26 protein-coding genes and 1 pseudogene are annotated in these 24,769 nt (G+C 58.3%); 12 read left to right on the top strand and 15 right to left on the bottom strand.

What is annotated here, in order from left to right; genetic code table 11:
* Nucleotides 1–84 precede the first annotated feature (84 nt).
* Nucleotides 85–840, top strand: a complete 756-nt coding sequence (gene aat / locus HNQ99_RS16610) for a leucyl/phenylalanyl-tRNA--protein transferase (RefSeq protein WP_184474938.1) — start codon at nucleotides 85–87, stop codon at nucleotides 838–840.
* A gap of 35 nt (nucleotides 841–875) precedes the next feature.
* Here the strand turns inward: aat and HNQ99_RS16945 are convergent.
* From HNQ99_RS16945 to HNQ99_RS07090, 7 genes and pseudogenes are all read right to left on the bottom strand, one after another.
* A pseudogene (locus HNQ99_RS16945) lies at nucleotides 876–1,043 on the bottom strand (DUF2155 domain-containing protein); the annotation flags it as partial.
* 224 nt (nucleotides 1,044–1,267) lie between these two features.
* Entirely contained in the window at nucleotides 1,268–1,651 is a 384-nt protein-coding gene (locus HNQ99_RS07115) for an NADH:ubiquinone oxidoreductase subunit NDUFA12 (protein WP_184474937.1), read from the bottom strand.
* Nucleotides 1,652–1,691: 40 nt separating this feature from the next.
* Nucleotides 1,692–2,618: an EamA family transporter gene (locus HNQ99_RS07110; RefSeq protein WP_184474936.1), complete on the bottom strand. Its 927-nt coding sequence runs from the start codon at nucleotides 2,616–2,618 to the stop codon at nucleotides 1,692–1,694.
* 15 nt (nucleotides 2,619–2,633) lie between these two features.
* Complete coding sequence (gene queE, locus HNQ99_RS07105) at nucleotides 2,634–3,275, bottom strand: 7-carboxy-7-deazaguanine synthase (protein WP_184474935.1); 642 nt, start codon at nucleotides 3,273–3,275, stop codon at nucleotides 2,634–2,636.
* Nucleotides 3,272–3,961, bottom strand: coding sequence for a 7-cyano-7-deazaguanine synthase QueC (queC, locus tag HNQ99_RS07100; protein ID WP_184474934.1), 690 nt, complete (start codon nucleotides 3,959–3,961; stop codon nucleotides 3,272–3,274). Before queC ends, queE begins: the two co-directional genes overlap by 4 nt.
* Before the next feature lie 217 nt (nucleotides 3,962–4,178).
* On the bottom strand, nucleotides 4,179–4,529 hold the full coding sequence (locus HNQ99_RS07095) for a DUF3617 domain-containing protein (protein WP_184474933.1): 351 nt from the start codon (nucleotides 4,527–4,529) through the stop codon (nucleotides 4,179–4,181).
* 214 nt (nucleotides 4,530–4,743) lie between these two features.
* The gene (locus HNQ99_RS07090; RefSeq protein ID WP_184474932.1) at nucleotides 4,744–6,261 is read right to left on the bottom strand and encodes a fumarate hydratase; all 1,518 of its coding nucleotides are present in this window, start codon (nucleotides 6,259–6,261) and stop codon (nucleotides 4,744–4,746) included.
* Between the two features lie 329 nt (nucleotides 6,262–6,590).
* Between HNQ99_RS07090 and HNQ99_RS07085 the strand changes: the two genes are divergently transcribed.
* Complete coding sequence (locus HNQ99_RS07085; protein WP_184474931.1) at nucleotides 6,591–7,853, top strand: serine hydrolase domain-containing protein; 1,263 nt, start codon at nucleotides 6,591–6,593, stop codon at nucleotides 7,851–7,853.
* Nucleotides 7,854–8,017: 164 nt separating this feature from the next.
* On the opposite strand, the gene dxs is transcribed toward HNQ99_RS07085, so the two are convergent.
* From dxs to HNQ99_RS07070, 3 genes are read right to left on the bottom strand one after another with little or no spacing between them, the layout of a single operon-like run.
* Entirely contained in the window at nucleotides 8,018–9,943 is a 1,926-nt protein-coding gene (gene dxs / locus HNQ99_RS07080; protein ID WP_184474930.1) for a 1-deoxy-D-xylulose-5-phosphate synthase, read from the bottom strand.
* A 49-nt stretch (nucleotides 9,944–9,992) separates the two neighbouring features.
* Nucleotides 9,993–10,451 carry a Fur family transcriptional regulator gene (locus HNQ99_RS07075; protein WP_184474929.1) on the bottom strand — a complete coding sequence of 153 codons (459 nt, stop codon included), beginning with the start codon at nucleotides 10,449–10,451 and terminating at the stop codon, nucleotides 9,993–9,995.
* A 48-nt stretch (nucleotides 10,452–10,499) separates the two neighbouring features.
* Nucleotides 10,500–10,886 carry a MerC domain-containing protein gene (locus HNQ99_RS07070; protein ID WP_246414697.1) on the bottom strand — a complete coding sequence of 129 codons (387 nt, stop codon included), beginning with the start codon at nucleotides 10,884–10,886 and terminating at the stop codon, nucleotides 10,500–10,502.
* Nucleotides 10,887–10,983: 97 nt separating this feature from the next.
* Here HNQ99_RS07070 and HNQ99_RS07065 point away from each other — a divergent pair, with 97 nt between their 5' ends.
* The 6 genes from HNQ99_RS07065 (at nucleotide 10,984) to HNQ99_RS07040 (ending at nucleotide 15,520) form a co-directional block, all read left to right on the top strand.
* The gene (locus HNQ99_RS07065; RefSeq protein WP_184474928.1) at nucleotides 10,984–12,021 is read left to right on the top strand and encodes a COX15/CtaA family protein; all 1,038 of its coding nucleotides are present in this window, start codon (nucleotides 10,984–10,986) and stop codon (nucleotides 12,019–12,021) included.
* Nucleotides 12,018–12,332, top strand: a complete 315-nt coding sequence (cutA, locus tag HNQ99_RS07060; protein WP_184474927.1) for a divalent-cation tolerance protein CutA — start codon at nucleotides 12,018–12,020, stop codon at nucleotides 12,330–12,332. Before HNQ99_RS07065 ends, cutA begins: the two co-directional genes overlap by 4 nt.
* Before the next feature lie 137 nt (nucleotides 12,333–12,469).
* Nucleotides 12,470–12,949, top strand: a complete 480-nt coding sequence (gene rplM, locus HNQ99_RS07055) for a 50S ribosomal protein L13 (protein ID WP_184474926.1) — start codon at nucleotides 12,470–12,472, stop codon at nucleotides 12,947–12,949.
* Nucleotides 12,949–13,470, top strand: a complete 522-nt coding sequence (rpsI, locus tag HNQ99_RS07050) for a 30S ribosomal protein S9 (protein ID WP_184474925.1) — start codon at nucleotides 12,949–12,951, stop codon at nucleotides 13,468–13,470. The genes rplM and rpsI overlap by 1 nt, the downstream gene beginning before the upstream one ends.
* 286 nt (nucleotides 13,471–13,756) lie before the next feature.
* The gene (locus HNQ99_RS07045; protein ID WP_184474924.1) at nucleotides 13,757–14,842 is read left to right on the top strand and encodes a hypothetical protein; all 1,086 of its coding nucleotides are present in this window, start codon (nucleotides 13,757–13,759) and stop codon (nucleotides 14,840–14,842) included.
* A complete protein-coding gene (locus HNQ99_RS07040; RefSeq protein ID WP_184474923.1) occupies nucleotides 14,843–15,520 on the top strand; it encodes a hypothetical protein in 678 nt (225 codons plus the stop codon).
* A 167-nt stretch (nucleotides 15,521–15,687) separates the two neighbouring features.
* Here the strand turns inward: HNQ99_RS07040 and HNQ99_RS07035 are convergent, their stop codons facing one another.
* Complete coding sequence (locus HNQ99_RS07035; RefSeq protein ID WP_184474922.1) at nucleotides 15,688–16,509, bottom strand: diacylglycerol/lipid kinase family protein; 822 nt, start codon at nucleotides 16,507–16,509, stop codon at nucleotides 15,688–15,690.
* A 96-nt stretch (nucleotides 16,510–16,605) separates the two neighbouring features.
* Between HNQ99_RS07035 and HNQ99_RS07030 the strand changes: the two genes are divergently transcribed.
* Nucleotides 16,606–17,415 (top strand): NTP transferase domain-containing protein, encoded by an 810-nt coding sequence (locus HNQ99_RS07030; protein WP_184474921.1) that lies wholly within the window; start codon nucleotides 16,606–16,608, stop codon nucleotides 17,413–17,415.
* A 70-nt stretch (nucleotides 17,416–17,485) separates the two neighbouring features.
* Here the strand turns inward: HNQ99_RS07030 and HNQ99_RS07025 are convergent, their stop codons facing one another.
* The gene (locus tag HNQ99_RS07025) at nucleotides 17,486–18,817 is read right to left on the bottom strand and encodes a lipopolysaccharide biosynthesis protein (RefSeq protein ID WP_246414689.1); all 1,332 of its coding nucleotides are present in this window, start codon (nucleotides 18,815–18,817) and stop codon (nucleotides 17,486–17,488) included.
* Between the two features lie 161 nt (nucleotides 18,818–18,978).
* On the opposite strand from HNQ99_RS07025, the gene HNQ99_RS07020 reads away from it, so the two are divergent.
* Nucleotides 18,979–19,737 (top strand): phosphocholine cytidylyltransferase family protein, encoded by a 759-nt coding sequence (locus HNQ99_RS07020; RefSeq protein ID WP_184474920.1) that lies wholly within the window; start codon nucleotides 18,979–18,981, stop codon nucleotides 19,735–19,737.
* On the opposite strand, the gene HNQ99_RS07015 is transcribed toward HNQ99_RS07020, so the two are convergent.
* The 3 genes from HNQ99_RS07015 to HNQ99_RS07005 form a co-directional block, all read right to left on the bottom strand.
* Nucleotides 19,719–20,153 (bottom strand): HIT family protein, encoded by a 435-nt coding sequence (locus tag HNQ99_RS07015; protein ID WP_184474919.1) that lies wholly within the window; start codon nucleotides 20,151–20,153, stop codon nucleotides 19,719–19,721. The genes HNQ99_RS07020 and HNQ99_RS07015 overlap by 19 nt on opposite strands.
* Nucleotides 20,150–21,208: a CDP-alcohol phosphatidyltransferase family protein gene (locus HNQ99_RS07010; RefSeq protein WP_184474979.1), complete on the bottom strand. Its 1,059-nt coding sequence runs from the start codon at nucleotides 21,206–21,208 to the stop codon at nucleotides 20,150–20,152. Before HNQ99_RS07010 ends, HNQ99_RS07015 begins: the two co-directional genes overlap by 4 nt.
* Before the next feature lie 235 nt (nucleotides 21,209–21,443).
* Complete coding sequence (locus HNQ99_RS07005; protein WP_184474918.1) at nucleotides 21,444–22,601, bottom strand: glycosyltransferase; 1,158 nt, start codon at nucleotides 22,599–22,601, stop codon at nucleotides 21,444–21,446.
* A gap of 218 nt (nucleotides 22,602–22,819) precedes the next feature.
* On the opposite strand from HNQ99_RS07005, the gene HNQ99_RS07000 reads away from it, so the two are divergent.
* Together HNQ99_RS07000 and zapE are read left to right on the top strand one after the other, a co-directional pair.
* A complete protein-coding gene (locus HNQ99_RS07000; protein ID WP_184474917.1) occupies nucleotides 22,820–23,605 on the top strand; it encodes a succinate dehydrogenase iron-sulfur subunit in 786 nt (261 codons plus the stop codon).
* A gap of 6 nt (nucleotides 23,606–23,611) precedes the next feature.
* A complete protein-coding gene (gene zapE, locus HNQ99_RS06995) occupies nucleotides 23,612–24,724 on the top strand; it encodes a cell division protein ZapE (RefSeq protein ID WP_184474916.1) in 1,113 nt (370 codons plus the stop codon).
* Nucleotides 24,725–24,769: the final 45 nt, after the last annotated feature.

Below are 24,769 nucleotides of genomic sequence, written 5' to 3'. Positions count from 1 at the left end.
TGACCTTGCAGGCTACCCAAATAACCAGGCCAATTGCTACCCTTGCTACTGGCGCGCATCTGAATCTTTGCTACCCTTTCAGGAATGACGATTGACCTCAATATTCTGCTGCGGGCCTATGCGATGGGGATATTCCCCATGGCCGACAGCAGGGATGATCCTGAGATTTTTTGGGTAGAGCCCAAAAAACGCGCTATTTTACCGCTGGAGGGGCTGCATCTTTCCAGGTCGCTGCGCAAAACGATCCGTTCCGACATATTCCGCGTCACCGCCGACCGCGACTTTCCCGCGGTGCTCAGCGCTTGTGCCGAGGCGACGCCGGACAGGCCGGAAAGCTGGATCAACAGGCCGATCGAGGAAGCCTGTCTTACACTTTATTCGATGGGCTATGCTCATAGCATCGAGTGCTGGATGGGAGAGCGGTTGGTGGGCGGTTTATACGGCATATCGCTGGGACGCGCCTTCTTCGGAGAAAGCATGTTCAGCCGGGAAACCGACGCTTCCAAAGTCGCTTTGGCCTGGTTGGTCGCCCGGTTGAAAGCCGGAGGCTTCGAATTATTGGATTGCCAGTTCATGACCGATCACCTCCGCTCGCTGGGAGCGGTCGAGATTAGTCAGGCGCGCTATCTGTCGTTGCTGGATTCCGCGTTGGCCGGTGCAGGGGCAGCGGCGGTGGGTGCGGCAGGAGGCGCTTCATTGGCATCAGTGCTGCCTTCCGCCGGTAATTTTTCGGCGCTGGACTCGCTTGCCCCGGAGGTTCCTCCAGATTTGCCGACCTTGAGGGTGTCGGGGCCGGCATCGGGCCAATTCATCGTGCAGCTTTTGACCCAGACATCGTAGATTTCGTGCTGTACGACATTGCGTTCGGGGCGTTCCTTGAACAACCAGCCTGAAAAGGCGCGACGCCATTTCTTGTCATTACCTTGCACGTCCAGCTGAACAAAAGCCCCGGTTTCGGGCACTTCTTCCCAGGGGGCAGTCGCTTCGCAGGCGCGCAGGCGGACAATGGCCTTGCCCACGCGAAGGGCTTCGCCAGGTTTCATATTGAGATCGCGTGTCAGGCCGTTGCGCTTGTTGAGAATGCCGATCACAGCTTCCCGTTCGGCCATTGGAGTGCCCGGCAGTCCGGCAATCTGATCGTGGTTAGTGAAGCCAGCGGCATTTTCGATCCTGACCGGACCTTCATTGGTCTGGTTGTCGCTAGGCAACTGATCGTTGCAGCCGACAAGAAACAGGGCAGGCAGGACCGCTCCCACCAGCTGGATCTTCATGATGCGTCGGGGCTCCAGGCTTCATAATCGCCGGTGGCAGCGGCGCGGCGGCCGCCCGCTTCCAGCGCGCCTTGCGGACGATAAGCCAATCGCGTCCCAGTGAGGTTAGGGATCGCCTCCTTCTCCCAGATTCGGGGCGGCGGCAGGAAGCTTTCGGGCACATCGTCAAAGGTGTGGTGCAACCAGCCATGCCATTCCGGAGGAACACGGCTGGCGTCGTTCGAGCCATTGTAGATGACCCAGCGGCGATCATCCTTGCCGCTGTAATAGACATTTCCCAGATGGTCCTCACCCGCCTTAGTGCCGTGGCGGGCGCTATAAAGCGAGGTGCCGATGGTGGCTCCGTCCCACCAGGTGAAGATCTTGCCGAGAATTCCCATGCGCTGCGCTTAGCCGCTTCTGCCGGTGGTTTGCAATGGGCTATCGAAATCCTGATCCAGCGAGGGCCAGGATCACACCCAGGCCTACCAGCATCAATCCAGCGGCCTCCGTTCGCGCCAGCCTTTCACGAAGGTAAAAATGGGCAAAGCCCAAGGTGAAGATTACCTCAACCTGCCCCACGATCCGCACCAATGCGACAGGGGCGGTGGCAAAACCCGCGAACCAAAATGCGGAGCCTAGCGACGCAAGCAGCCCGACCTGTCCCGATACACGCCAACTTGCCGCGATCCGTGCGAACTGTTCCCGCTCACGCCAGAAAAGATAGCCGCCCTGCATCAGCGTCTGCAGGAACACTGTGGTTGCCAGGACGGCCAGGGCCGCTTCCACCTTATCAGCTGTTGCCACTTCAAAGGTGGCGCGTTTTACCGCCACGGAGGTCATCGCAAAAAGGAAGCCCGATGCAATGCCGCACACCGCGGCGGGCTGACCGAGCGCGCGGGTCAGCCCGCCCAGCCCGACATGCTTGCCGCCGACGGAGAGCACAAGTACGCCAGCAACGCCCGCCAATATGCCCAGCCAACTCAATGGGCTTAACGTTTCCCCAAGCAGCACCAAGGCCAGTATCGCGCTCTGCAACGCCTCCGTTTTCGAATAAGCGGTCCCGGCGACGAAATTGCGATAGCCAAAGGCCATGATCAGCAAATTTGTGGCAAGGATCTGCGCCAGCCCTGCCGCAGCTGCGAATGGCAGGAACAAGGGTCCGATGGCCGGAAAGGTATCGCGCGCAATGACACCCTCATAGATTGCAAGCAGCAGCCATGCCACCGGCAGACCAAAGAGATAACGGACCAGTCCGGCCGCATTGACCGACAATGTCGCACGCACGCGTTGTTGCACGGCAGTGCGCCAGGCCTGTAAAACACCAGCGATCAGGGTGGCGGGCAGCCAGATGGGGGAGGTGATCACTCGATCAGATATCCCTTAGCGCAGCCCTTCATATTTGTGCATTTGTACCGACAGCCGCCATTTGGGATGCGCGAGGACAAAATCGATCGCGGCTTTATGATTTGCGTCGGCGCTGGCATTGGCATCGTCGAGTGGCTGGATCAGGAAATGGTCGAAGGACCAGCTTTCGATTTCTGCTGTGTCGCTGCCCGGCTGGGGCCACACCAGTTTGAGTTCATCGCCCGAGCGCTGGACGACCTGGCTCCCTGCCTTGGGGCTGATGCAAACCCAATCCAAATCCGGATGGGCGGGCAAGGTGCCGTTGCTTTCGATGGCAATCTGGAACTGGCGGGCATGAAGCGCCTCCATCAGCGCATCATCGACCTGGAGCATTGGCTCACCGCCGGTCAGGACGACAAAGCGCTGCCCGTCGGCAACTTCACCCCAAAGTGCCAGCGCTGCGTCCGACAATAGCGCGGCGTCGGCGAATTTCCCGCCGCCGTCGCCATCAGTACCAACGAAATCGGTATCGCAGAAGCGGCAGACGGCTTCGGCCCGGTCCTGCTCACGTCCTGACCAAAGATTGCACCCGGCGAAACGGACGAATACCGCGCGCCGCCCAGCCTGAATTCCTTCTCCCTGCAAGGTAAGGAACATTTCCTTGACGGCGTAGCTCATGGCAGCGTCGCATAGATGGTGGGGTCCGGAATGCCCGCTTCTTCAAATCCCTTGTGCCGCAGGCGGCAGCTGTCGCACAGGCCGCAATGTTTTCCGTCGGTGGTCGGATCATAGCAGGACCAGCTCATGCCCGCGTCCAACCCCAGCCGTTGCGCCTCTGCGGCAATTTCCGCTTTGCTCAAATATTGTAGTGGGGCGTGGATTTGGAATGCATTGCCTTCGACGCCGGCGCGCGTGGCGAGCTTGGCTATGTCTTCGAATGACTGGATGAATTCGGGCCGACAGTCCGGGTAGCCGGAATAATCGAGCGCATTCACTCCAATGAAAATGGCCCGGGACTCCCTCGCTTCTGCCAAGCCGAGAGCAAGTGATAGAAAGATGGTATTGCGCGCGGGGACATAGGTGACCGGTATGGTGCTGCCCACGCCGTCCTTTGGCACCTCTATTTCACTTGTCAGGGCAGATCCGCCAAATGTCCTCAGGTTGAGCGGCAGGACGATGTGCGACACCGCATTCAGCGCCCTTGCGATTCGACTGGCCGATTGCAGTTCCAGTCGGTGGCGCTGATTATAGTCGATGGTCAGCGCATGGAGCGCGAACCCCTGTTCCTGCGCAAGCGCGGCGGCAACCATGGAGTCCAAGCCTCCAGACAGTAGAACGACGGCGCTTTTGGGCTGGTCAGGCATGCGTCGGGCGCTACACGCCTGCGGTCCCGTTTTCAAGGGTAGTGCGGATTGTCGGCTGCGCAGGCGTATGACGTTATCCTGCGCGTGCCAGCCCCAAAAAAATCGGGCCGCCATTTGATGGGCGACCCAGTTAGGCTTTGTCAGCCTGATAAGGGAGTAAAGCGTGCCGACACAAGCAGCACTCCGCCTGACTTAAGCTCATTGTTTGAAGATATGGTTAGCGGCATTCGCCCTTACGACGCGCTTCATAGGCAAGAGCGAAGGGTGCTCCACTGGCGACGCCCTGCGTATGGATTTGCACAAGCCGGCTGGTTTCGATCCGCAGCATCGTACGCCCCTGGCCTGCGCCGGGGCAGCTATAATGGACGATTACACTGTTCGCTCGATCCTCAACCACATGAAAGGTGCAGTGTTTGCGCTGGTGGTGCAGTTGCAATAATTGCCTCGGATCACCCAGGCAGATGTTCCGCACTTTTTCCTCTGATGCCCTGGGTGCGGCTTCCCAGGCACCTTTTTCCAGGCTCTGAAGCGCCAATGGCACTGGTGCCTGCGCAAGGGAAGGCGCCATGGGTCCTCCCCAAAGGACAGGCGCCAGTAATGCGCCGCGGAAACGCAATTTAGTCACGCCTAATATTCCCCCTTCACCACGACTCGGTACCCCTCCGGCGAAACTGGTGAACAGAGCTTCTATAATGCGTGCGTCAATAAAAGGGAATTAGGGCAATGTTATACCAAAAAAGGCCGCCGGGCTCACGGATTGAGCCTGCTGGCGGCCGGAATGCTTATGCACCCTCCAACAACTTCTCCCGCTTGATCTTCTCCTGCCACACCAGCGGCGCCAGGTGATGAACACTTTGCCCATCGGCATCGACGGCGACGGTGACCGGCATGTCCTGTACCTCGAACTCGTAGATCGCTTCCATGCCGAGATCCTCAAAGCCTACGACCTTGGATCCCTTGATCGCTCGGGCGACCAGATAGGCAGCACCCCCCACGGCCATCAGATAGGCGGACTTATGGTCCTTGATGGCCTCAATGGCCATTGGACCCCGCTCGGCCTTGCCGACCATTGCAAGAAGGCCCTTTTCCAGCATCATGCGCGTGAACTTGTCCATGCGCGTGGCGGTTGTGGGGCCTGCTGGACCAACAATCTCCTCACCAACCGGATCGACGGGGCCAACATAATAGATGACGCGGCCCTTGAATTCGACCGGCAGTTCCTCGCCCTTGGCCAGCATGTCGGCGATACGTTTGTGCGCGGCGTCGCGGCCGGTGAGCATCTTGCCGTTGAGCAGCAGACGGTCGCCATGTTTCCAGCTTTGCACCAGTTGGGGCGTTAGAGTGTCGAGATCGACACGGATCGCTTCCTTGCTGGGGGTCCAGTTGACATCCGGCCATTCGGAAAGCTTCGGCGCTTCCAGATAGGCGGGGCCTGATCCGTCCAGCGTGAAATGGGCATGACGAGTGGCGGCGCAATTGGGGATCATGGCGATGGGCTTGGAAGCCGCGTGCGTTGGCCAATCCATGATCTTCACATCCAGGATGGTGCTGAGGCCGCCAAGCCCCTGTGCCCCGATGCCGAGCGCGTTGACCTTGTCGAAGATTTCAATCCGCAGTTCCTCGATCTTGTTCTGCGGTCCGCGCTCCTTCAGCTGCGCCATGTCGATCGCGCCCATCAGCGATTCCTTGGCAAGCAGCACAGCTTTTTCAGCCGTGCCGCCGATGCCGATGCCCAGCATGCCAGGCGGGCACCAGCCGGCGCCCATCTGCGGCACCATCTCCAGCACCCAATCGACAATGCTGTCAGAAGGATTCAGCATCTTGAACTTCGACTTGTTTTCCGACCCGCCGCCCTTGGCCGCGACGTCGATGCTCACCTTGTCCCCCGGCACCATTTCGACATGGAGGACGGAAGGCGTGTTGTCCTTGGTGTTAACGCGGCTGAACGCCGGATCGGCCAGGATGGAGGCCCGCAGCGGGTTTTCCGGGTTGCGGTAGGCGCGACGCACGCCTTCATCGACGACCTGCTGCAGGCTCTTGTCGCTGTCGAGGCGGCAATTCTGACCCCATTTTACAAAGACCGTAACAATGCCTGTATCCTGGCAAATGGGGCGATGCCCCTCGGCGCACATACGGCTGTTCGTCAGGATTTGCGCAATGGCGTCTTTGGCGGCCGGACCTTTCTCCGCCTCGTAAGCCACTCCCAAGGCGCGGATATAATCCATTGGATGGTAGTAGCTGATGAACTGAAGCGCGTCGGCGACGCTTTCGATAAGGTCGGCTTCCTTGATGACAGTCACGATGGCGATTCCCTCATTCCCTGCGGATATTGGGCGATGCTTTACTCGCTGGGCCGTGGCTGTCCAGAGCCCGGTGCCGGTTGAATTTGCCAAATGCACGGAAGAGTCATTGATTATTCCGCTTTCCGGCCTGGCTGCGAAAGAGGAGGAGGCCGGCCAGTGGGTGCATTATACAAGCTGACTCGTTTTCCAGTCTGATCGCCGCATTTACCTTGCGGAATGGCCGAAATGCACGGTAGTTTGCCAGGATGAGCAGAAGCCATGGTCGCAGAAGGGTACGGAGAGGGACAAGAGGTGGGTCGACCCGCCGGTTGGGGTTTGCTCGCCTGATGGTCCTTGTCGCCCTCGCTGCTGGGGGCTTGTTCCTTTACCAACATTATGCATCGGATGCGGGCTCCGGCCGCAACGCGATTGCGCGGGCCGCCAACATACCCCTGCCAGAGGCGCAGGCCTGGCGATCGGTGGTCAATTATGATGTCCTCGACGCGCGGCTCGACCGGCTGATGGCGGAACGGGAGATGACGGGCCTCGCCATTGCGGTGGTAGAGGATGGCAAGCTGGCCTTTATCCGTGGCTATGGCGTGACGTCGCAGGAAACCGGCGAGCCGGTCACTCAGCATACCGTCTTCCGCTGGGCCTCGCTGTCCAAGGGCGTTGCCGGCACATTGGCCGCAAAGTTGGCGGCGGAGGGCAAGCTGAACCTCGATCGGTCGGTCGCCTCTTATGGCAGCAGCCTTCGCCTTCCAGGCGGCGCGGAACAGGTGGCGACATTGTCCGACGTGCTTTCGCATCGGCTGGGCCTGTGGAAAAACGCATATGACGGCAAGCTGGAAGGGGGCGGTGATCCGATTGCAATCCGCCATGAACTGGCCGGACTGACGCTGATCTGTCCGCCGGGGTCGTGCCATAGTTATCAGAATATCGCCTATGACACGGCAGGCGAGATCATCGGCAAGGTCACGCATCACAGCTATGCCGAGGCGGTGGAGACGCAGCTTTTCCAACCGCTAGGCATGACTGGAGCGAGCATTGGCCTTGGCGACTTGACCTGCGCGCGCAGCTGGGCGCGACCATATCGCAACGGTTATCCGGTGAAACTCACCGACGCTTATTACAAGGTTCCGGCGGCGGCGGGGGTGAATTCCAATATTGTCGATATGGCACGCTGGATGCAGGCGCAGATGGGTGAGGACCCGTCGGTCCTGCCGCCTAAAGTGCTGAAGGCCATTCACGACCCGCTGGTCGGCACCCTGCGACCCTATGGGAGCACGGCCCTCGGCCGGGCGCTGCACGACCCGGCCTATGGGCTTGGCTGGCGCAGCTTCACTTATGCGGGCCACCGGCTGGTTGGGCATTCGGGCGCTGTGGCCGGATATCGTTCGACCATGATGTTCGATCCCGAAACCCGCACCGGCATCGCTATGTTGTGGAACAGCGAAAGCAGCAAGCCTTTCCGTGCGCAGTTGGAGCTGTTCGACCTTTATTATGGTTTGCCGTTCCAGAACTGGATGGAAATCGATGCCTTGCCGGACCAGCCGGTAACGCCGATGCGCGTGGCCGCGAATGGCACAAGCCAGCGGGCGGCGCCTTAAGTAACTCAGGGGATCGTCCTCCGCATTTTCTCGTTGCGACGATTTTGTGTCGGAGTTGCGCCCTGAAGGCTGAACAGAGGAAGCCGACCGGATCGGCGGTCCGCTCTCGCGATAAGCAGATAGTGCCCCTTGAACAGACGGTTCGATCCAGGAGGACCCTGCTTTTACGCCCGCGCGCCTTCGATCAAGCCGCTATCATTATAGCGCAGGGCCGTCAGCACCCTGTCCACTATACCCGCCGCATCCAGCCCTGCATCGGCATATTGCTGTTCGGGCTTGTCCTGATCCTGGAACATATCGGGCAGACGCAGTGTGCGTAACTTCAATCCTGCGTCGATCAGTCCCGTGTCGCTCGCCATGGTGAGAACATGCGCGCCGAGACCGCCAATGCTTCCTTCCTCGATGGTGACCGCGACGTCATGGCTGGTCAGCAGCCTGCGGATCAGCTCGACATCAAGCGGTTTTGCGAATCGCAGGTCGGCGACCGTTGTCGAAAGGCCCTTGGCGTCCAGCAAATCGGCGGCCTTCAGCGCTTCTTCAAGCCGGGTGCCCAGGGACAGGATGGCTACCTTCTTGCCTTCCCGTACGATGCGCCCTTTGCCGATCGGTAGTTGTTGGGGGACTTCGGGCAGAACTGCCCCCATCCCATTCCCCCGCGGATATCGGAGGGCAATGGGGCCTGTATCGTACAGAGCGCATGTGTGGACCATATGGACCAGTTCCGCCTCGTCCGCCGCCGCCATGACGACCATATTTGGCAATGTGGCGAGATACGTGACGTCAAAGCTTCCCGCATGGGTGCTGCCGTCGGCCCCCACCAGGCCCGCCCGATCGATGGCAAAACGGACCGGAAGATTCTGGATCGCCACATCGTGCACCACCTGGTCATAGGCGCGCTGCAGGAACGTCGAATAAATTGCGCAAAATGGCCGCATTCCCTGCGCCGCAAGGCCTGCGGCGAAGGTCACGGCGTGCTGCTCGGCAATGCCGACGTCAAAACAGCGGTCGGGAAAAGCTGCGGCGAATTTGTCGAGGCCCGTGCCCGAAGGCATGGCGGCGGTAATTGCACAGACCTTTTCGTCGCGCTGTGCTTCGGCGATCAGCGCTTTGGCAAAGACATTGGTGTAACTGGGCGGACCGGGAGGCGCTTTCGCCTGTTCTCCGCTCACCACATCGAACTTTTGGACGCCATGATATTTGTCGTCGGCGGCTTCGGCCGGAGCGTAGCCCTTGCCCTTCTGCGTAACGACATGGATCAGGCACGGACCTTCCGCCGCGTCCCGAACATTTTCCAGCACCGGTATGAGATGGTCGAGATTGTGACCGTCGACCGGTCCCACATAATAAAAGCCGAGTTCCTCGAACAACGTCCCGCCGGTCGCCAGGCCGCGCGCAAATTCGTCCGTCTTTCGCGCCGCGATGTGCAGTGACTTGGGCAGCTTCCGCGCGAGCCGACGCAAAATGTCGCGGACGGACAGAAACTCACGGCTCGACACGATGCGCGCCAGATAGGCCGAAAGACCACCTACGGGCGGGGCGATCGACATGTCATTGTCATTGAGGATGACGATCAGCCGATTGCCAGCCGCCTCGGCATTATTCATGGCTTCATAGGCCATGCCTGCCGACATCGCGCCGTCCCCAATGACGGCTATGGCCTTGCCGGGCTTACCCGCCAGCTTGTTCGCGACGGCAAAGCCAAGCGCTGCGCTGATCGACGTGGAGCTGTGCGCGGCCCCGAACGGGTCATATTCGCTTTCCGACCGCTTGGTGAAACCGGAAAGGCCGCCGGCTTGCCGCAATGTCCGGATGCGGTCTCGCCGTCCCGTCAGAATTTTGTGCGGATAGCATTGGTGCCCAACGTCCCAGATCAGCCGGTCTTCGGGTGTATTGAACACATAATGGATGGCGGTGGTAAGCTCGACCACGCCCAGGCCCGACCCCAAATGCCCGCCCGTGACGCCGACCGCGGAAATGACCTCCTGACGCAATTCGTCGGCGACCTGCCGCAGGCGGTGGGGTGCCAAACGGCGGAGATCTTCAGGCGTCTTCACCTGATCCAGCAAAGGGGTCGCGGGCGATTGAGGCATATTTGGCCCTGTAGCTATTTTTTCCACCACTGTCGAACGGCTCAAAGGCTCATACGCATTTGGCGCAGAGGCCCAGCACTTCCATTACTGGCCGTTGAGGCGAAAATCCATGATCCCGAGCCATTTTTCGGACCATATTGGTCAATGTATCATCGTCGATGTGCGTCGCCTCGCCGCATTGGCCGCAAACCAGGAAAATGCAATCATGGACGCATCCGGGATGGGCATTTGCGATATAGGCGTTGGCGCTTTCCACACGTGTGGCGAGATTGCTTTTCACGAACAGGTCCAGGATTCGGTAGACGCTGTTGGGCGCCACGCGCTTGCCGCGGTTTTGCGAAACCAGATCGGCAATGTCATAGGCCGACGCCGGTTTGTCGAAGCCGGCAAGGACGTCGAAGATCGCCGCGCGCATGTCGGTCCACTGTTCGCCCTGTTGCTCCAGCATGTACTGCGCTGCGCCCGCAAGCGATTCGCCAGTTGGTTCAAGGTGGTGGTGTCGGCCCATAGAGGCCTAGATATAGTTGCGCCTGCGCAAGGGGCAAGAGAGCCGTCCCTAGCGCGCCGCCCGGTAGTTCATGAGATGGCCAACCGCCAATATGGAGACGCCCGTCATGGTAAGTGGCGCTTCCAACCATCCATGGCCCAGGATCAAGGCGCAGCTCATCACTCCAAGGCCAAGGAAACCGATCAGCAGCGGCAACCGCATGCCGTGCGAACGGGCGCCGTGACCAAGCGCGATGGCCGCCAGAAGTATCGCAAATCCCAGCCCGATCTCATGAAACAGGGGCGACAGGAAGAAACCGCCCACCGAGGCAAGCAAGGCGACTATGACGGAGGTGGCTAGGCAATGGGCAAGGCACAGTCCCGACAGCCCGATGGCGATCCGGTCGAGTCGTCCTTCCCTCAGCAATGCCTGAACCATCTTTGTCCCTTCATCCATCAGATCGTCTAAGCACAAACGAGGGTGCGATACAACATATCATTGAAACGTTGCTGCCTCTTGAAAGGTTTCGCTTGAAGGTGCAAGGGCCGCGCTCATGTTGCTCGCGCGCCCCGCATCGCTGTCACCCCGCCCTTTGCAGATTGCCGGGTGGCTCTATGTAATAGCCTTCATGATCTTTCTGATCGTGGTTGTGGGAGGGATTACGCGCCTTACCGAATCGGGACTTTCCATTACCCAATGGCGGCCGGTGTCGGGCGCGATACCTCCGCTCAGCCAGGCCGATTGGATGCGGGAATTCGCGCTTTATCAGGGTACGACCGAATATCAGACGGTCAACCACAGCATGACCTTGGCGGAATTCAAATTCATCTATTTCTGGGAATATTTTCACCGGTTGCTGGGCCGTCTCATCGGCTTGGCTTTCGCCTTGCCTTTCATGTGGTTCGCGTGGAAGCGCGCTATACCGCAGGGCTATGGCTGGCGGCTCGCCGTGCTGCTGGCCCTGGGCGCGCTGCAAGGGGTCATTGGCTGGTGGATGGTCGCCTCTGGCCTCGTGAACCGGATCGACGTCAGCCACATTCGGCTGGCCGTGCATCTGCTCAATGCGCTGCTTATCATGGCAGGGGTGGTTTGGACCGCGTCGGATCTTCAACTGCTTGGCCGTGATCCCGATGCCAAACCAGCGGGCCTGCCGGGGTTCGCCCTGTTTGCGCTGCTCATGTTGGCGGGGCAGATATGTCTGGGCGCTTTCACGGCTGGCTTGAGGGCGGGTTACGCGTTCGATTCATGGCCGCTTATGGGGGACAGCCTGTTTCCCGCGAACGTGCCGATGCTGGAGCCGTTTTGGCGTAACATCGTCGATAATCCGATCATCGTTCAATTTGTACATCGCTGGTTTGCCTGGGCCGCCGCCGCCACGCTGGTGGTGCTTGCTCTTCGCGTTTGGCGAGCCAGAGCCAAAGGCCCTCCCTATGCCGTGCTGACTCTGGTGGCTCTGCAGATCGCTCTTGGAATAGCGACGCTGCTGACCGGCGTCGCCCTCTGGGTGGCGGTCGCTCACCAGGCGGTGGCGGCCCTGCTGCTGATCGCGACGGTTGCCTGTTGCCACAGGCTTGCTACCTTGAGGACATGAAGGGACTCGTGCTCGTCTACACCTTGTTCGGTTCGGCCGAGGAAGCGCACAAGGTTGCCCGGCAATTGGTGACGGAAAAGCTTGCCGGCTGCGTCAACATTCTTCCGCGCTGTACCTCCATCTACCAATGGCAAGGAGAAATGCAGGAGGACGGCGAAACGCCTGTTCTGCTGAAGACCCGTATGGACCAACGCGAACGGCTGATGACAAGGTTGGCTGAGCTGCACAGCTATGAAGTTCCTGCCATTTTGTCCTGGGACATCGAATCGGCTCCCGATTATGCGCGCTGGCTGAGCGGTCAGGTATTATGATACCCGTCATGAAAGGCGCCCTTTCTCTTGACTTCCTGCCGATTCGCTCCCAATAGGGCGCCATAGCGCTGCCTTTGCCGGGCGGCGTTCTTTTGTTTCATTCATCGGGGAATTTACCCCATCAGGAGATTAGGGCCATGAAGGCGCTGATGAAGACCACGAAGCCGGCCACCCCGGCGACAGTGGAAAAGAAATGGCTTCTTATCGATGCCGACGGGCTGGTTGTCGGCCGCGCTGCGTCGATCATCGCCAATATTCTGCGCGGCAAGCACAAGCCGAGCTACACGCCGCATGTCGATTGTGGTGACAATGTCATCGTGATCAATGCCGACAAGGTGAAGTTCACGGGCAAGAAGCTCGCCGACAAGGTCTATTACAAGCACACTGGCTATGCCGGCGGCATCAAGGGTGTTACCGCGCAGAAGGTGCTGGAAGGCCGCTTTCCTGAACGCGTGCTTGAAAAAGCGGTGGAACGCATGATCCCCCGTGGTCCCCTGGGACGTCAGCAGATGCGCAACCTTCGCATTTTTGCCGGTGTCAGCCACCCGCATGAAGCTCAAAATCCGGAAGTGCTCGATATCGCTTCCCGCAACCGCAAGAACAAGGTGGGTGCATAATGTCCGATAACCGCCAGTCCCTTTCCGATCTGAAGGACATCGCCGCCGGCGTCGATGCGCCTGCAGCCACCCTGGGTGCAGAAGCTCCGATTGCTGTTGAGGCTGCTCCCCTGCGCCAGCAGGAGCTGGACAAGCTCGGCCGCGCCTATGCTACCGGCCGCCGCAAGGATGCCGTCGCCCGCGTTTGGGTGAAGCCCGGCACCGGCAAGATCACGGTCAACGGCCGCGACCAGGCTGTTTATTTCGCGCGTCCGACGCTGCGTCTCGTCATCAATCAACCCTTCGACGTTACCGAACGTCAGGGTCAATATGACGTCATCTGCACCGTCAAGGGCGGTGGCCTGTCCGGTCAGGCTGGCGCCGTCAAGCACGGAATCAGCCAGGCGCTCACCAAATATGAGCCGGCTCTGCGCAGTGCCGTGAAGAAGGAAGGCTTCCTTACTCGCGACAGCCGCACCGTCGAGCGTAAGAAATATGGTCGCGCCAAGGCTCGCCGCAGCTTCCAGTTCTCGAAGCGCTAAGCTGGAATCTCCGCTTAAACATTTGGAAATTAAGGAAAAGGGGGTCAGAAATGGCCCCCTTTTTCGTTTGCACGTTCTTAGTACGTGAGATTACACGTGTTCTGGTTTTGATCGCGAAAATGAGCGGCAGCTTACGGATATCAAAACAAGTCAATGCTAACCACTTGGCTGCTTAACAGCAGTGATGCTTTGCGAGGTTTGTCGCGTGGAACTCGTAAAGTCTCATATTCAGCCCGTAATCTGGTGCTATATCTTGGCACCCACGAGATCCCGGGGAGGGGGCGGTATGAGTGATCCTGAGCGTGCAATATCTTTGAAACTAGGCGAGATTGCGAAACAGGCAGCGAGTATACAAAAATCGCTTGATTTGGGGATTGTTAAGCAGGCGCAGGAAGCTCCGAAGCTAACGAAGTCCCTCGATCTTAATGCAATCACTGAGGCAACGCAGCGGTGGCGTTCTGCATTTGTCGAACCGCAAGTATTGAAAGGTATCCAAGATACGATGGTGGTGCGGCCATTTTTGCCGCCATCGTTTACGACCGTAATATCTGATTGGCAGAAAAACAGTCAGGCCATTGCTGAAAGCATTCAGTCAATAGGTAAAGCTTGGCAGGCTACGGTGCAATCGAGCTTGGCACCGTTTCAGCAGGTTTTTGCGCGTATCGCGGAGGAGCGGAAGAAGGCGGAGCTTGTTGAGCAGACGGGTTGGTTGCCGCATTATACGACGCCATTCTACTTGATTGATGTGGAAGAGAGCGACGTAGCAGCAGCTAATGAGGCGATAGCAACGCACTATGCTGAGGCTTGGGATGAGGTCGAAGGCCAGTTTTTAGAAAATCTGGACGGCTATCAGATTGATAACGAGGCCAAGGCAACCTTCAGAGAGGCGCTGAGCGCGCATCGTCACGGTCTATATCGTGCTGTTCCAAGGACGCTTTTTCCAGAGATTGAAAGGGTGGCAAGCAACGAAATATACGGCGGCAAGCGGACGATTACTGAACAGACGCCCAAAGGAAAGCTGAAGGCGTTTGGTATAACGAGTTTGCCAGGCGTCAGTGAGGCTGCACGTGATTTACCAGCAGGCGATTTGCTGTCTTACGAGTTTGGAATGAACTTGTTCACCAAAATGGAAGAGCATCTCTACGCGCGCGTTGGAGAAGACGCAGCGGAGATTTCCAAATTTGCGAATGATCCAGTGCCTAATCGTCACGCATCGTTACACGGCATAATATCATACAGCAGCAGGCAGACGAGTTTGAATGCTTTGATGATGACGGACTTTATGTTTCATCTCATCAGTAAAATGAAGTCATACATCGCTGATGAAGGTGAGGGCGATGAGGATGGCGATGTTGCTGTAAAGGAAAGTTGAGTGCCTTACGCGATATGCAATGCGGCAGTTGATTGGGCAGCGACGGGAACGATGCTGCAAGGCATTGGCACTCTTGGCGGTGTAGGTGCTGTCGTATGGGCTGCGATCAAGGGCGCAAACACATTTGATGCGTGGCGCACGCAGAAGTTGGCTGAGCGTAAGCAAGATCAGGCTGAGCGAATTTTGACGGCGACTTATAAGGCGCGACGCGCGCTTGGATATGTGCGTGGCGTTATGATGTGGGGTCACGAGTTGCACGCTGCTGAAGAGCAGATGAAAGAGAAGGATGGCTGGGACACGCAGACGAAGGAGCGGCAGAAGCGGCTGGTGACTGCTCAGGCATTTTACAACAGGATCAATCGCACAAAGGATGAGCGCGAGGCGCTTGACCAGTGTCTTCCAATGGCGCGAGCATTGTTCAGCGAAGAACTGGAGCAGGCGATTGATAAGCTGAACCATCAATTTTGGATCGTGCAGGTTGATGTGGACAGCTACGTTGACGACGAGGGCGGCACAGACGCTGAATTCACGAAAAAGCTTCGTCGTGGAATGTATGCGATCAAACCACCAGAAGGTGAGGTCAATGAGGTCACGGAGGCAATGGAAGCTGCCGTGGCGACGATTGAACGGACTTGCTTGCCAGTTTTGCGTTTGGAGGCCAGTGCAGCGGCGAGCTAGGCGAGCCTTTACACGTTTCTTACACGCAAAATTTTGGATCTCTTTAACATTTTGAAAAAACGTCGGAATTTTGAGGACCATTTTAGCGAAGCGCTGATCAGCCGCGAGCATATCTCACTATGGAAAGGGCGGTCCGATGGGGCCGCCCTTTTTGTTTCGGCAAAACTTTATTTGCGCGTCGCAATGAATCGCAATGGGCATGCCCCTAATGTAAAGCGGCAGGGACTGGCTGCCTCCGCCTGCTCGCCATCTACCAGCAGCGCGAAAGCCCCCTCTCGTCTCAACACGACTTCCGGGGTGCAAATCAAAGGCGTGTGGGGTCCTTCGCGAAAATCGCCCTTCAACCATGCCCAGCCATGTTGCAGCAATTCCGCCGCCGTACCGGCATGGATGCCGTTGACTCTCAGTCCCTCCGCCTGGGGATCTACAAACACCGCTTCGAATTCGCCCTCAACGCCGTCTACCGACACCGGATCGCCTTGCAGCGTTTCCTGCAGCGCTTGCGGTACGGATTCGATCAGACCGCCCACGTTCAACTGCCGCATGTCCTCCCGGACCTCGCCCCAGGCCGCTGTTGGCCCCGCGACAATACCCACCAGCGACCTCAGTCCATGCCCTTGCGCTACCGGCAGAATTGCGCGTTGCGCTTCCGGCTTCAGCGCGGCCTCCAATATCGCTAGCGGCTCCCGCGCCCCATGCAATTTGCGCGACAGCAGGTTCATGGTGCCGCCCGGCAGGACCAGAAGGTCGCCTTGCCAGCCCTCCAGCGCATCTACGGCCATGCTTACCGTGCCATCGCCCGTGAAGATGACAATCAACTCCGTTCCGGACGCTTTTGCTTCGGCGGCATCGGGTAGTGGATCATCAGGTAGAGAGATTATGCGGACTATGTCGCGGCTATATTTCGCAACTGTTTCTTCAATAGCGTCGCATAGGGCGGGGTCGTGGCTACCGCTTGTTCGATTCGCTATAAGCCAGGGCTGGACCATGCCGAATATAACGTAACATCGTGACAAAAAGTGCCCGACGGTCGGCTTGCCTTTTGGAATGACAACATACATGCAAATGCCGATGAAAGGGCGTGAATGAAGCTTGAGCATGGCGAGACAGCGACGAAAGGCATTTGCGCCATTGTCCTGGCCGGCAGCAGGCCCGGCCGCGATCCAATGGCGGATGCCGCTGGCGTACCGCTGAAAGCGCTTGTTCCTGTTGCGGGAGAAACGATGCTGTCCCGCGTTGCGCGGACGCTCCTCACGCATCGCGAAATCGGGGGCGTCCTGATACTCGCGCAAGATACGGAATTGCTGTCCCGCTCCAGCGGCGATGCCCTATGGCAGGCTGATCCGCGCGTGCAGTTCATCGCCAGCGGTTCCGGTATCAGCAGCTCATTGGCCGCCGCCCTCGGCAAGGACGCATATCCCGCGCTGGTCACAACGGCGGATAACGTGCTGCTGACCCACGCCATGATCGACAGCTTCATTGAGGGCGCAACAAAGGCGGACGTGGCCGTCGGCATGGTCGAACGCCGCGTGTTGCTCGACCGTTATCCCGCTTCCCGCCGGACCTGGCTCAAATTTCGGAAGGGCTGGTGGTCCGGGGCGAACCTGTTCTGGTTTGCCAACGACAAGGTGCAGCCGCTGCTCTCGCTCTGGCAGAGCGTCGAACAGGACCGCAAGAAAGGCATGAAGATCGTCGGAGCCTTCGGGCCGATGCTGTTGCTTGGTGCCGCCTTCCGTGTGTTGACGATCCACCGGGCCGCCGCAATGGCTGGCAGGCGCCTTGGTCTTAATGCCCGAATTGTCTCCATGCCCCAGCCAGAGGCCTGCATCGATATCGATAAGCCGGCCGATTTGGCGATGGCGGAGGCCATACTTCATCAGCGGCTTCCTGTTTAGAGCGGGTGGGTAGACGTGTCGCGACTTCGCTCGACACGAACGAAAAGTGGCACACGCCCGGTGCTCTGGTCTAAGCCGCCTCGCGCATTTTGCGCGCATATCGCCGCGCTGCAATGCCCAGCATCAAAACGCCAGTGACGGCAACGATCAGATTGGAGGTGGCGGCCCCTGCGGCGCCAAGCCTTGGCAGCAAAAGCGCAAGAGCAGTCAGTAACAGCAGGGCGTTGATCAAACGGATCGCGACTATGCTGCGTGGGTGCCCCGTCGCCATCAGCAACGGCTCAAAGCTGACGCCGATCAATTCGATGGAGGCGGCCATGCCAAGCAGCAGGAGAAGCGGGTAGGCTCCAGCAAACTCCGGGCCTGCCATCAACAGCAGCAGTGGCTTGCCCAGAACCACTATCAGCGCGATGATGATGCCTCCGGCAATGATCGCCAGCCGGTTGGTTCGCCGAAACAGCTTGCGCAATTTTTTGGCGCTTTGCCCGGCATGTACCTTCGCCAGCTCGGCGAAGATGGCGCGTGAGAGCAGGCCGGATATCTTGGTGAGCGACATGCTGAGTTGATGAGCCAGGCGATAAAGGCCGGCCCCCGCAGCTCCAACAAAGAAGCCCACGAGCAGGACAGAGATCTGCCTGCTGAGCGAACCGACGGTCGTGCTAAGGTTGGTAGCTGTAAGGAAGCTCATGATTCCCGCATTTTCATTCCGCACCTGAAGGATGCCCGCCCGCTCCCATTTGCCGATACGAGCTTTGGCTGTCCGCAGGGCAAGGTCCCAGTAGGTAATGCCGCAGACCAGTTCCGCCGCTGCCCAAGCGACCAGAAATGCCGTAATGCCGGGGGATGTGATCCATGCGATCAACGCTCCAGCCATCCGGGCGACAGGAATCATGGTTTCGGCAAGCGCCCCCGCATCGAAGCGGTCGAACAGTCGCAATATGCCGGTAGGCGTGGATCGAATCGTGAGCAGTATGACGGCGCAATAAGCGACAGCCTGCATCGCTATTTCCCGAGTCCACCCGAAAGCGGGGCCAAGCCACATCGCCACGCCCGCGGCTATCGCGCATCCCGTTAAAGCCCCCGCCATATCGATAGCGATGCAAAAGCCAAAAAGCCGTCCTAGGCGGTCGTAATCCTTTTTGAGGACATGCCCCTGACCATATTTGACGATGACCTGCCAGCTTTCAAAGCTGACGATCGTGCTGATCGCCTGCGCAGTGCTTAGGATCAGCGCAAACTGGCCAAAGCCCGATGGCCCCAATGTCCGTGTCACTATGGCCAGATAAGCAAGACTGAGCAGTGCGCCTACGCCCTTGCCACCCAGCAGCCATGCGGTATTGTGTAGAATCCGCGCAAGAGGACTGTCGCCCATGATCGAGGGTGGTTTTCCAACGGGAACCATAGGCCTGTTCTTTTCTGCCGTTCCGCACTGGAAAGGATCAGGATCGTAAGTCGACATAATGGAGCGGCAGGCACTTGTCGATGTACCGTTTGCCGCCGGCCATGACCCCTTAACGAGCCCGTTGAGTCATTTGCGCCGGTTCATTCTGCTGAGGAACTTCGATGACGATCAGCAAAGCCATTATCCTAAGCGCCGGACAAGGATCACGCCTGTTGCCGCTCACATCTGATATGCCTAAATGCATGATCGATTTCAACGGCCGCACATTGATCGAATGGCAGTTAGACGCGCTTAAGGCGAACGGCATCCGGCATATATTAATAGTGACCGGATTCCGAACACAACGGGTGGAATCGCATCTGGCGCAGGTGAAGGGGGTGGAGATCGAAACGATCTTCAATCCCTTCTATCAAGTCGCCGACAATCTCGGCTCCTGCTGGATCGCCCGGCACGCCATGGACCGCGACTTCATTATTCTGAACGGCGACACCATTGTGTCTGACGAGATCGTGGCGAAGCTAATCGATGGCGCACGATGGCTGATTACCGTGACGATAGATATCAAGGACGCCTATGACGAGGACGATATGAAGGTTCATCGGGAAGGCGAAAAGCTGATGTCCATTGGGAAGCGCCTGAGCGCAGATGTTGCCAATGCGGAGTCCATCGGGATGCTTGCGTTCCGGGGAGAGGGGCCTGCCATTTTCCGCAAGCAGGTGGAAAAGATGATGTGCACCCCCGAAGGCGTTGAGCGCTGGTACTTGCGCGCTATCGACATGCTGGCCCTGGAACAGGAGATCGGCACCGTCTCAATCCAGGGCCTGGAATGGGCGGAAGTGGATTTCCCGCATGATGTGGAGATCGCCCGCGCGCTTACCAGGAAATGGGTGGACGAAGGTCGTTACCGGCTCCGCCAATAGCCCTTCAACCAAGCGACAAGGGCAGGTGTCTCGTCTTCGTTCAGTTTCCTGGCCTGGGATAGGTCAGGCGGGCCGGGCCAGCTGGCATCGGCAAGAGTCAATCCTGCAGCGCTTCGTTCCCCATCATAACGGGGCAGGACGTGGAAGTGGACATGCGGGTCCACCATCATCAGCATCAAATAGTTGATCTTTGCGTGGGAGACAGCCTTGGTAAGGGCGGCGGTCAAATCCGCGGTGACTTGCTTCAATTCCACAAAGGCTTCAGGCGCAAGCTCGCTGAAATCGGTGGCATCCGACTTGGCGGCAAGGATCAGCGATCCCAGCGTCAACTGCGCAGGACGCACCAGCGCGACCCAATGGACATATTCATGCACCAAAGTGGCGGGATAGCCGAAGTTTCGAATAGTTTCGTTCATGCGCCTTGCTCCAGCCAGCTTGCCACTCTGCCACCCCTGACTTTGGCGGAATATGCCTGGGCCAGGCGAACGGCGTGGATCAAGCAGGACAAGGCTGTCCACCATGCAACCAGTTCCAGCCCCACATCCGGACGGTTCAGTATCAGCGCCACGACAAGGATGATCATGTTGGGATTACGCCGCGCGGTAATCAGGCGGAAGATCGAATCGAATTTCTGCCAGACATGGATATGGATGCCGAAAGATCTGATGAATGCTCCTTCAATCAGGCGCTGGACCACATAGCCAATGATTATGACCGCCATGACCGTCAGAAACGCGTCATGGCCAAGACCAAGGCCTACTTTGGTCAGCCCCGCACCCCATGCATACCACCAAAATGGCGGATGGATGAGGTCAATTCCATGATCAAAGATATTCCCCCAGGCCGATGAGGTGATGGTGCAGCGCGCAAGCTTCCCATCGACAGTGTCCAGTACCATGAAGCCGAAGGCAGCCGCGACCCCCGGCCAGTAATTTCCCTGCCAGAACAGCACTGTCGCATAAACGCACAGAACTGCTCCGATTGTGGTGATCATATTGGGCGTCATGCCGATGCGCGCGGCAAATCGCGTCAGGACCAGCGCCAGCTCCGGCCAGAGATATTTGGTAAGGATGTCGGTGACCCCCTTGTAAGCGCCATAATAGCTCTGCCGCTCGATTGACCGAATCGTTGCGGGATTCAGTACCTCCACAAACGGACATTCCAGTTTACGCAAGGAGTCGTTGTAAATTTCCGGGTGCTGGTCATGGTTGATCACGGTAAGAGCTGCAGGCGCCTCGGTATTTCGCGCGAACATGCTATCCAGCCTTGCCGCGTCGCTGCTGGACCTCAGCAGTGCAAGCGCCGGCCTTCCCTTGGCCATCAGCAACGTACCGGGGCTCTTCAATATGTACTGAAACCACAGTGGATCGAAAGCGAACTCCAGATTGACCCATAACACTGGATCCCCTTCCGTACCGGGACTCAGCCTTGCGGCACGGACAAGCCTCCGCACCCGCTCCGCATTATCCATTCCCCAGATTTCCGTGTCGTTATATCCGGCGAAATGAAGCTGGGCTGCTTGGGGCACGAGATATCCATTCCTTTTCTGGCGCAGTGCGCAGGATTGTGGACTCCAACAATCAAGTGGCTTTCAGCTAAAATACAGATCATGTTAGGCCGAATTGTGCGCTTTCACTATCACCCTTCACTCACCATTGTGGGCCTTTAAAAGCTGCCTCATCGCTGAGCCTCAAAACTTTGGCCGATCATTGCAACGCAATAGCTTGTCGATGATAATATGTAAGTAGTTCCACCCACTCGTTCAAACGAGCCTGGAGATTGAGTTCCCCAGCCACTTCCGGTCCCATTGCTGCTCGGTCCCCATTCGATAACTCTGCCATGATACCATGAGCCAGCGCGAGCGGGTCGTCTGGTGCAACGAGAGTTCCATATTGCCCATTTTTCAAAGCCTCCCTGTTGCCGGTCGGGCAATCGGTTGCAACGATCGGCAGCCCACAGACCAGCGCTTCATTCAACGCGTTGCTGGCCCCTTCCCACCGCGATGCGCAGACAAACAGGTCGGCCCTGCTCATCGCTGCGAAGGGATTAGGTAGATAGCCCAGAAAATCCACGTCTTCAGCTATATTGCAAGTCTGGGCAAGGACATGAAGTTTAGCTGTTTCGGCCTTCGAACCTTCACCGATGATGATGAGCCGGGGGCGAACTTCGGGTGATATATGAGCTAATGCCCGGATCAGGACATCGAATCCTTTTTGCCGGGAAATCCGGCCCATGGCTACAATCACTGGGCATGGCTTAGCTTTCCCGAAAAATCGATGATCAAAGGGGTCGGAGGCCAACCGTCGCACGCGGCCGACATCGACGCCATTGGGTATAAAGCGAACATTCAAAGTCGGAAGCGAGCGACTTATTTCGGTGGCTAAATCTCTTGAGACGGCGACGACAAAATCGGCGCCTGCATATTTCCAGCGATGCCCGAGCGGCATGTCGGCATTTCGCCTGCTGCCAGGCCGCATCGATGAATTGCTTGCCCGAATTCCAAAGCGAATCCTTTTTCGCTGGTCGCCGATGCTCATCGCCAGACGCGCCGCGAGATGCAGATGGTTACCCCCGCTCAGGAAAACACTGGGGAGTTCGCGCTGGAGAGTTGCGCTGAGATTTTTTGCGCATAGCAGCATATCAAGTTTGCGGTTTCCCGCTGACCAATGACCGCGTCCAATTTCCACTATGGGTAGGTCCTGCGGAACACGATCAAGCAGCGGCCCCCTTGCCCGGATCGCCCACAGTTCCACAGGTAGCCCCGCCGCTGCCGCCGCTGTCGCGATTTCAATAGAGTTAGCAACGGTGCCACTGGATCGGAAATCATAGTTTCCAATTGCAACCGTACGGCGCGAGGAAGCCATTCGTCTTATCCTCGAAGTTCAACTCGGGTGAGCCCAGCATCCGCCCACCGGCCTAGATCAATATATGGTGGAGCAAACGGTTGCTCCCTTCGTCGCAATTCGGCGCTTCCCGTTTCTCACAGAGGAAACGAAGGCCGATCGACTCACCGCCAATCAAAGAAAGTCTTGCCTTCGTCGCATGTTTGGTTATCGGCAATTCCATCAGATGAGGACGAGATATGGCCGAATTCAGATTGCCGAAGAATAGCAGGATCACCAGCAAGGGGGCGGTGCACAAGGCTCCGACGGACTCGACTCGGGTGAAGACGTTCAAGGTCTATCGTTACGATCCCGATTCGGGCGAGAATCCTCGTTACGACAATTTCGAGATCGATCTCGACGATTGCGGTCCGATGGTGCTTGACGCTCTTATCAAAATGAAGAGTGAGCAGGACCCATCGCTCACCTTCCGCAGGTCTTGCCGTGAGGGTATTTGCGGTTCCTGCTCGATGAACATCAACGGCAAAAACGGTCTTGCCTGCACGACTGCCATCGAAGATTGCAAAGGTGAGGTTCGGATCACGCCGCTGCCTCACATGGACGTTGTCAAGGATTTGGTTCCTGACTTCACCCATTTCTACGCGCAATATAGTTCCATTCAGCCGTGGCTGAAGACCGTCACGCCCGCACCTTCGGGCAAGGAGCGGTTGCAGTCGCCGGAGGACCGGGCAAAGCTTGACGGGCTTTACGAGTGCATCCTGTGCGCGTGTTGCTCGACCAGCTGCCCCAGCTATTGGTGGAATTCCGAAAAGTTTCTTGGTCCCGCCATCCTGTTGCAGGCCTATCGCTGGTTGGCGGACAGCCGTGACGAGATGACGGGCGAACGGTTGGATGAACTGGAAGATCCTTTCCGCCTCTATCGCTGCCACACCATCATGAATTGCTCGAACGTCTGTCCGAAGGGGCTCTCGCCTGCCAGGGCCATCGCTGAAGTCAAGAAAATGGTGGTCGAGCGGCAGATCTGACCCGCAGTGCCATCAACGATCCAGCGCTATCACGCCCTGGTCGCTGCGGGGGAATTGCGGCCTGACCGGGATCAGCTCGCAGCGGCCGAGCGGCTGAACGTCCTTCAGCAGGAACTGGAGGACGTACCGGCTCGGGGCTCGGTTCTGTGGCGCATGTTGGGCAAGGCCCCGGCGCCGCCGCGGGGGCTGTACATGTGGGGCGGGGTAGGGCGTGGCAAGTCCATGCTGATGGACCTTTTTTTCGATAGCCTGAAAATCCATCGCAAGCGCCGCGTCCATTTTCATGAGTTCATGCTGGAAGTGCACGAACGGCTGCGCGATGCCCGCAAATCGGAAAATGGCGACCCGATCCCTCCAGTGGCGGCGGCCATTGCCGAGCATGCGCGCCTTCTGGCGTTCGACGAGATGGTGGTCAATAACACGGCCGACGCCGCTATTCTGTCCCGCTTGTTCACAGCGTTGCTGGACCAGCGGGTTACGGTGGTGACCACCTCCAATCGTCCTCCGCGCGATCTCTACAAGGACGGGCTGAACCGGCACTTGTTCCTGCCCTTCATCGATCTGCTCGAAGAGCGACTGGATGTTATCACGCTTGATGGCCCTACGGACTATCGGCTGGAACGCTTGGGTGGCGTCGACATGTGGTACGTCCCCAACGGCCCGGAAGCGACGGCCGCCCTGTCGAGCGCCTTTTTCCGCCTGACCGATTATCCGCCGGAAGACCGGGCCCACGTGCCCTCTGAAGAGATCGACGTCCATGGCGGCCGAAAGCTGTTCGTTCCCAAATCGCTGAAAGGCGTTGCGGTCTTCTCTTTCAAGCGCCTCTGCGTGGAACCGCGCGGAGCATCCGATTATCTGGCCATCGCGCGTAAATATCATACGATCATCATTGTCGGCATTCCGCAGCTCGGCCCCGATATGCGCAATGAAGCGGCGCGCTTTAAAACCCTGATCGACGCACTCTACGAATATAAGGTGAAACTGCTCGCCAGCGCCGATGCGACGCCGGAAGCGCTTTATCAAGCAGGCGATGGCGCGTTCGAGTTCGAGCGAACCGTATCCCGGCTTATGGAAATGCAGTCAGACGATTATCTGGCGCTGGGCCATGGCGAGAAATGACGGCTGCCTGGGAACGGCACCTCACATTCAGTCATAGCCCGCATC

The organism is Rhizorhapis suberifaciens (assembly GCF_014200045.1).
GTDB lineage: Bacteria > Pseudomonadota > Alphaproteobacteria > Sphingomonadales > Sphingomonadaceae > Rhizorhapis > Rhizorhapis suberifaciens.
Note: the sequence above shows the minus strand (reverse complement) of the source record. Positions and strands in the feature narration are given on the sequence as shown.

Bases quoted from the DNA above. Each gene is read 5' to 3' on its own strand.
- HNQ99_RS07070 (WP_246414697.1), bottom strand. From the start codon at position 10,886: ATGGATGAAGGGACAAAGATGGTTCAGGCATTGCTGAGGGAAGGACGA.
- HNQ99_RS07030 (WP_184474921.1), top strand. From the start codon at position 16,606: ATGAAGCTTGAGCATGGCGAGACAGCGACGAAAGGCATTTGCGCCATT.
- HNQ99_RS07115 (WP_184474937.1), bottom strand. From the start codon at position 1,651: ATGGGAATTCTCGGCAAGATCTTCACCTGGTGGGACGGAGCCACCATC.
- HNQ99_RS07000 (WP_184474917.1), top strand. From the start codon at position 22,820: ATGGCCGAATTCAGATTGCCGAAGAATAGCAGGATCACCAGCAAGGGG.
- HNQ99_RS07010 (WP_184474979.1), bottom strand. From the start codon at position 21,208: ATGGATAATGCGGAGCGGGTGCGGAGGCTTGTCCGTGCCGCAAGGCTG.
- HNQ99_RS07065 (WP_184474928.1), top strand. From the start codon at position 10,984: ATGTTGCTCGCGCGCCCCGCATCGCTGTCACCCCGCCCTTTGCAGATT.
- HNQ99_RS07095 (WP_184474933.1), bottom strand. From the start codon at position 4,529: ATGGCGCCTTCCCTTGCGCAGGCACCAGTGCCATTGGCGCTTCAGAGC.
- rplM (WP_184474926.1), top strand. From the start codon at position 12,470: ATGAAGGCGCTGATGAAGACCACGAAGCCGGCCACCCCGGCGACAGTG.
- dxs (WP_184474930.1), bottom strand. From the start codon at position 9,943: ATGCCTCAATCGCCCGCGACCCCTTTGCTGGATCAGGTGAAGACGCCT.
- HNQ99_RS07085 (WP_184474931.1), top strand. From the start codon at position 6,591: ATGGTCCTTGTCGCCCTCGCTGCTGGGGGCTTGTTCCTTTACCAACAT.
- queE (WP_184474935.1), bottom strand. From the start codon at position 3,275: ATGAGCTACGCCGTCAAGGAAATGTTCCTTACCTTGCAGGGAGAAGGA.
- queC (WP_184474934.1), bottom strand. From the start codon at position 3,961: ATGCCTGACCAGCCCAAAAGCGCCGTCGTTCTACTGTCTGGAGGCTTG.
- HNQ99_RS07045 (WP_184474924.1), top strand. From the start codon at position 13,757: ATGAGTGATCCTGAGCGTGCAATATCTTTGAAACTAGGCGAGATTGCG.
- HNQ99_RS07025 (WP_246414689.1), bottom strand. From the start codon at position 18,817: ATGGTTCCCGTTGGAAAACCACCCTCGATCATGGGCGACAGTCCTCTT.
- HNQ99_RS07075 (WP_184474929.1), bottom strand. From the start codon at position 10,451: ATGGGCCGACACCACCACCTTGAACCAACTGGCGAATCGCTTGCGGGC.
- aat (WP_184474938.1), top strand. From the start codon at position 85: ATGACGATTGACCTCAATATTCTGCTGCGGGCCTATGCGATGGGGATA.
- HNQ99_RS07015 (WP_184474919.1), bottom strand. From the start codon at position 20,153: ATGAACGAAACTATTCGAAACTTCGGCTATCCCGCCACTTTGGTGCAT.
- HNQ99_RS07035 (WP_184474922.1), bottom strand. From the start codon at position 16,509: ATGGTCCAGCCCTGGCTTATAGCGAATCGAACAAGCGGTAGCCACGAC.
- cutA (WP_184474927.1), top strand. From the start codon at position 12,018: ATGAAGGGACTCGTGCTCGTCTACACCTTGTTCGGTTCGGCCGAGGAA.
- HNQ99_RS07005 (WP_184474918.1), bottom strand. From the start codon at position 22,601: ATGGCTTCCTCGCGCCGTACGGTTGCAATTGGAAACTATGATTTCCGA.
- rpsI (WP_184474925.1), top strand. From the start codon at position 12,949: ATGTCCGATAACCGCCAGTCCCTTTCCGATCTGAAGGACATCGCCGCC.
- HNQ99_RS07020 (WP_184474920.1), top strand. From the start codon at position 18,979: ATGACGATCAGCAAAGCCATTATCCTAAGCGCCGGACAAGGATCACGC.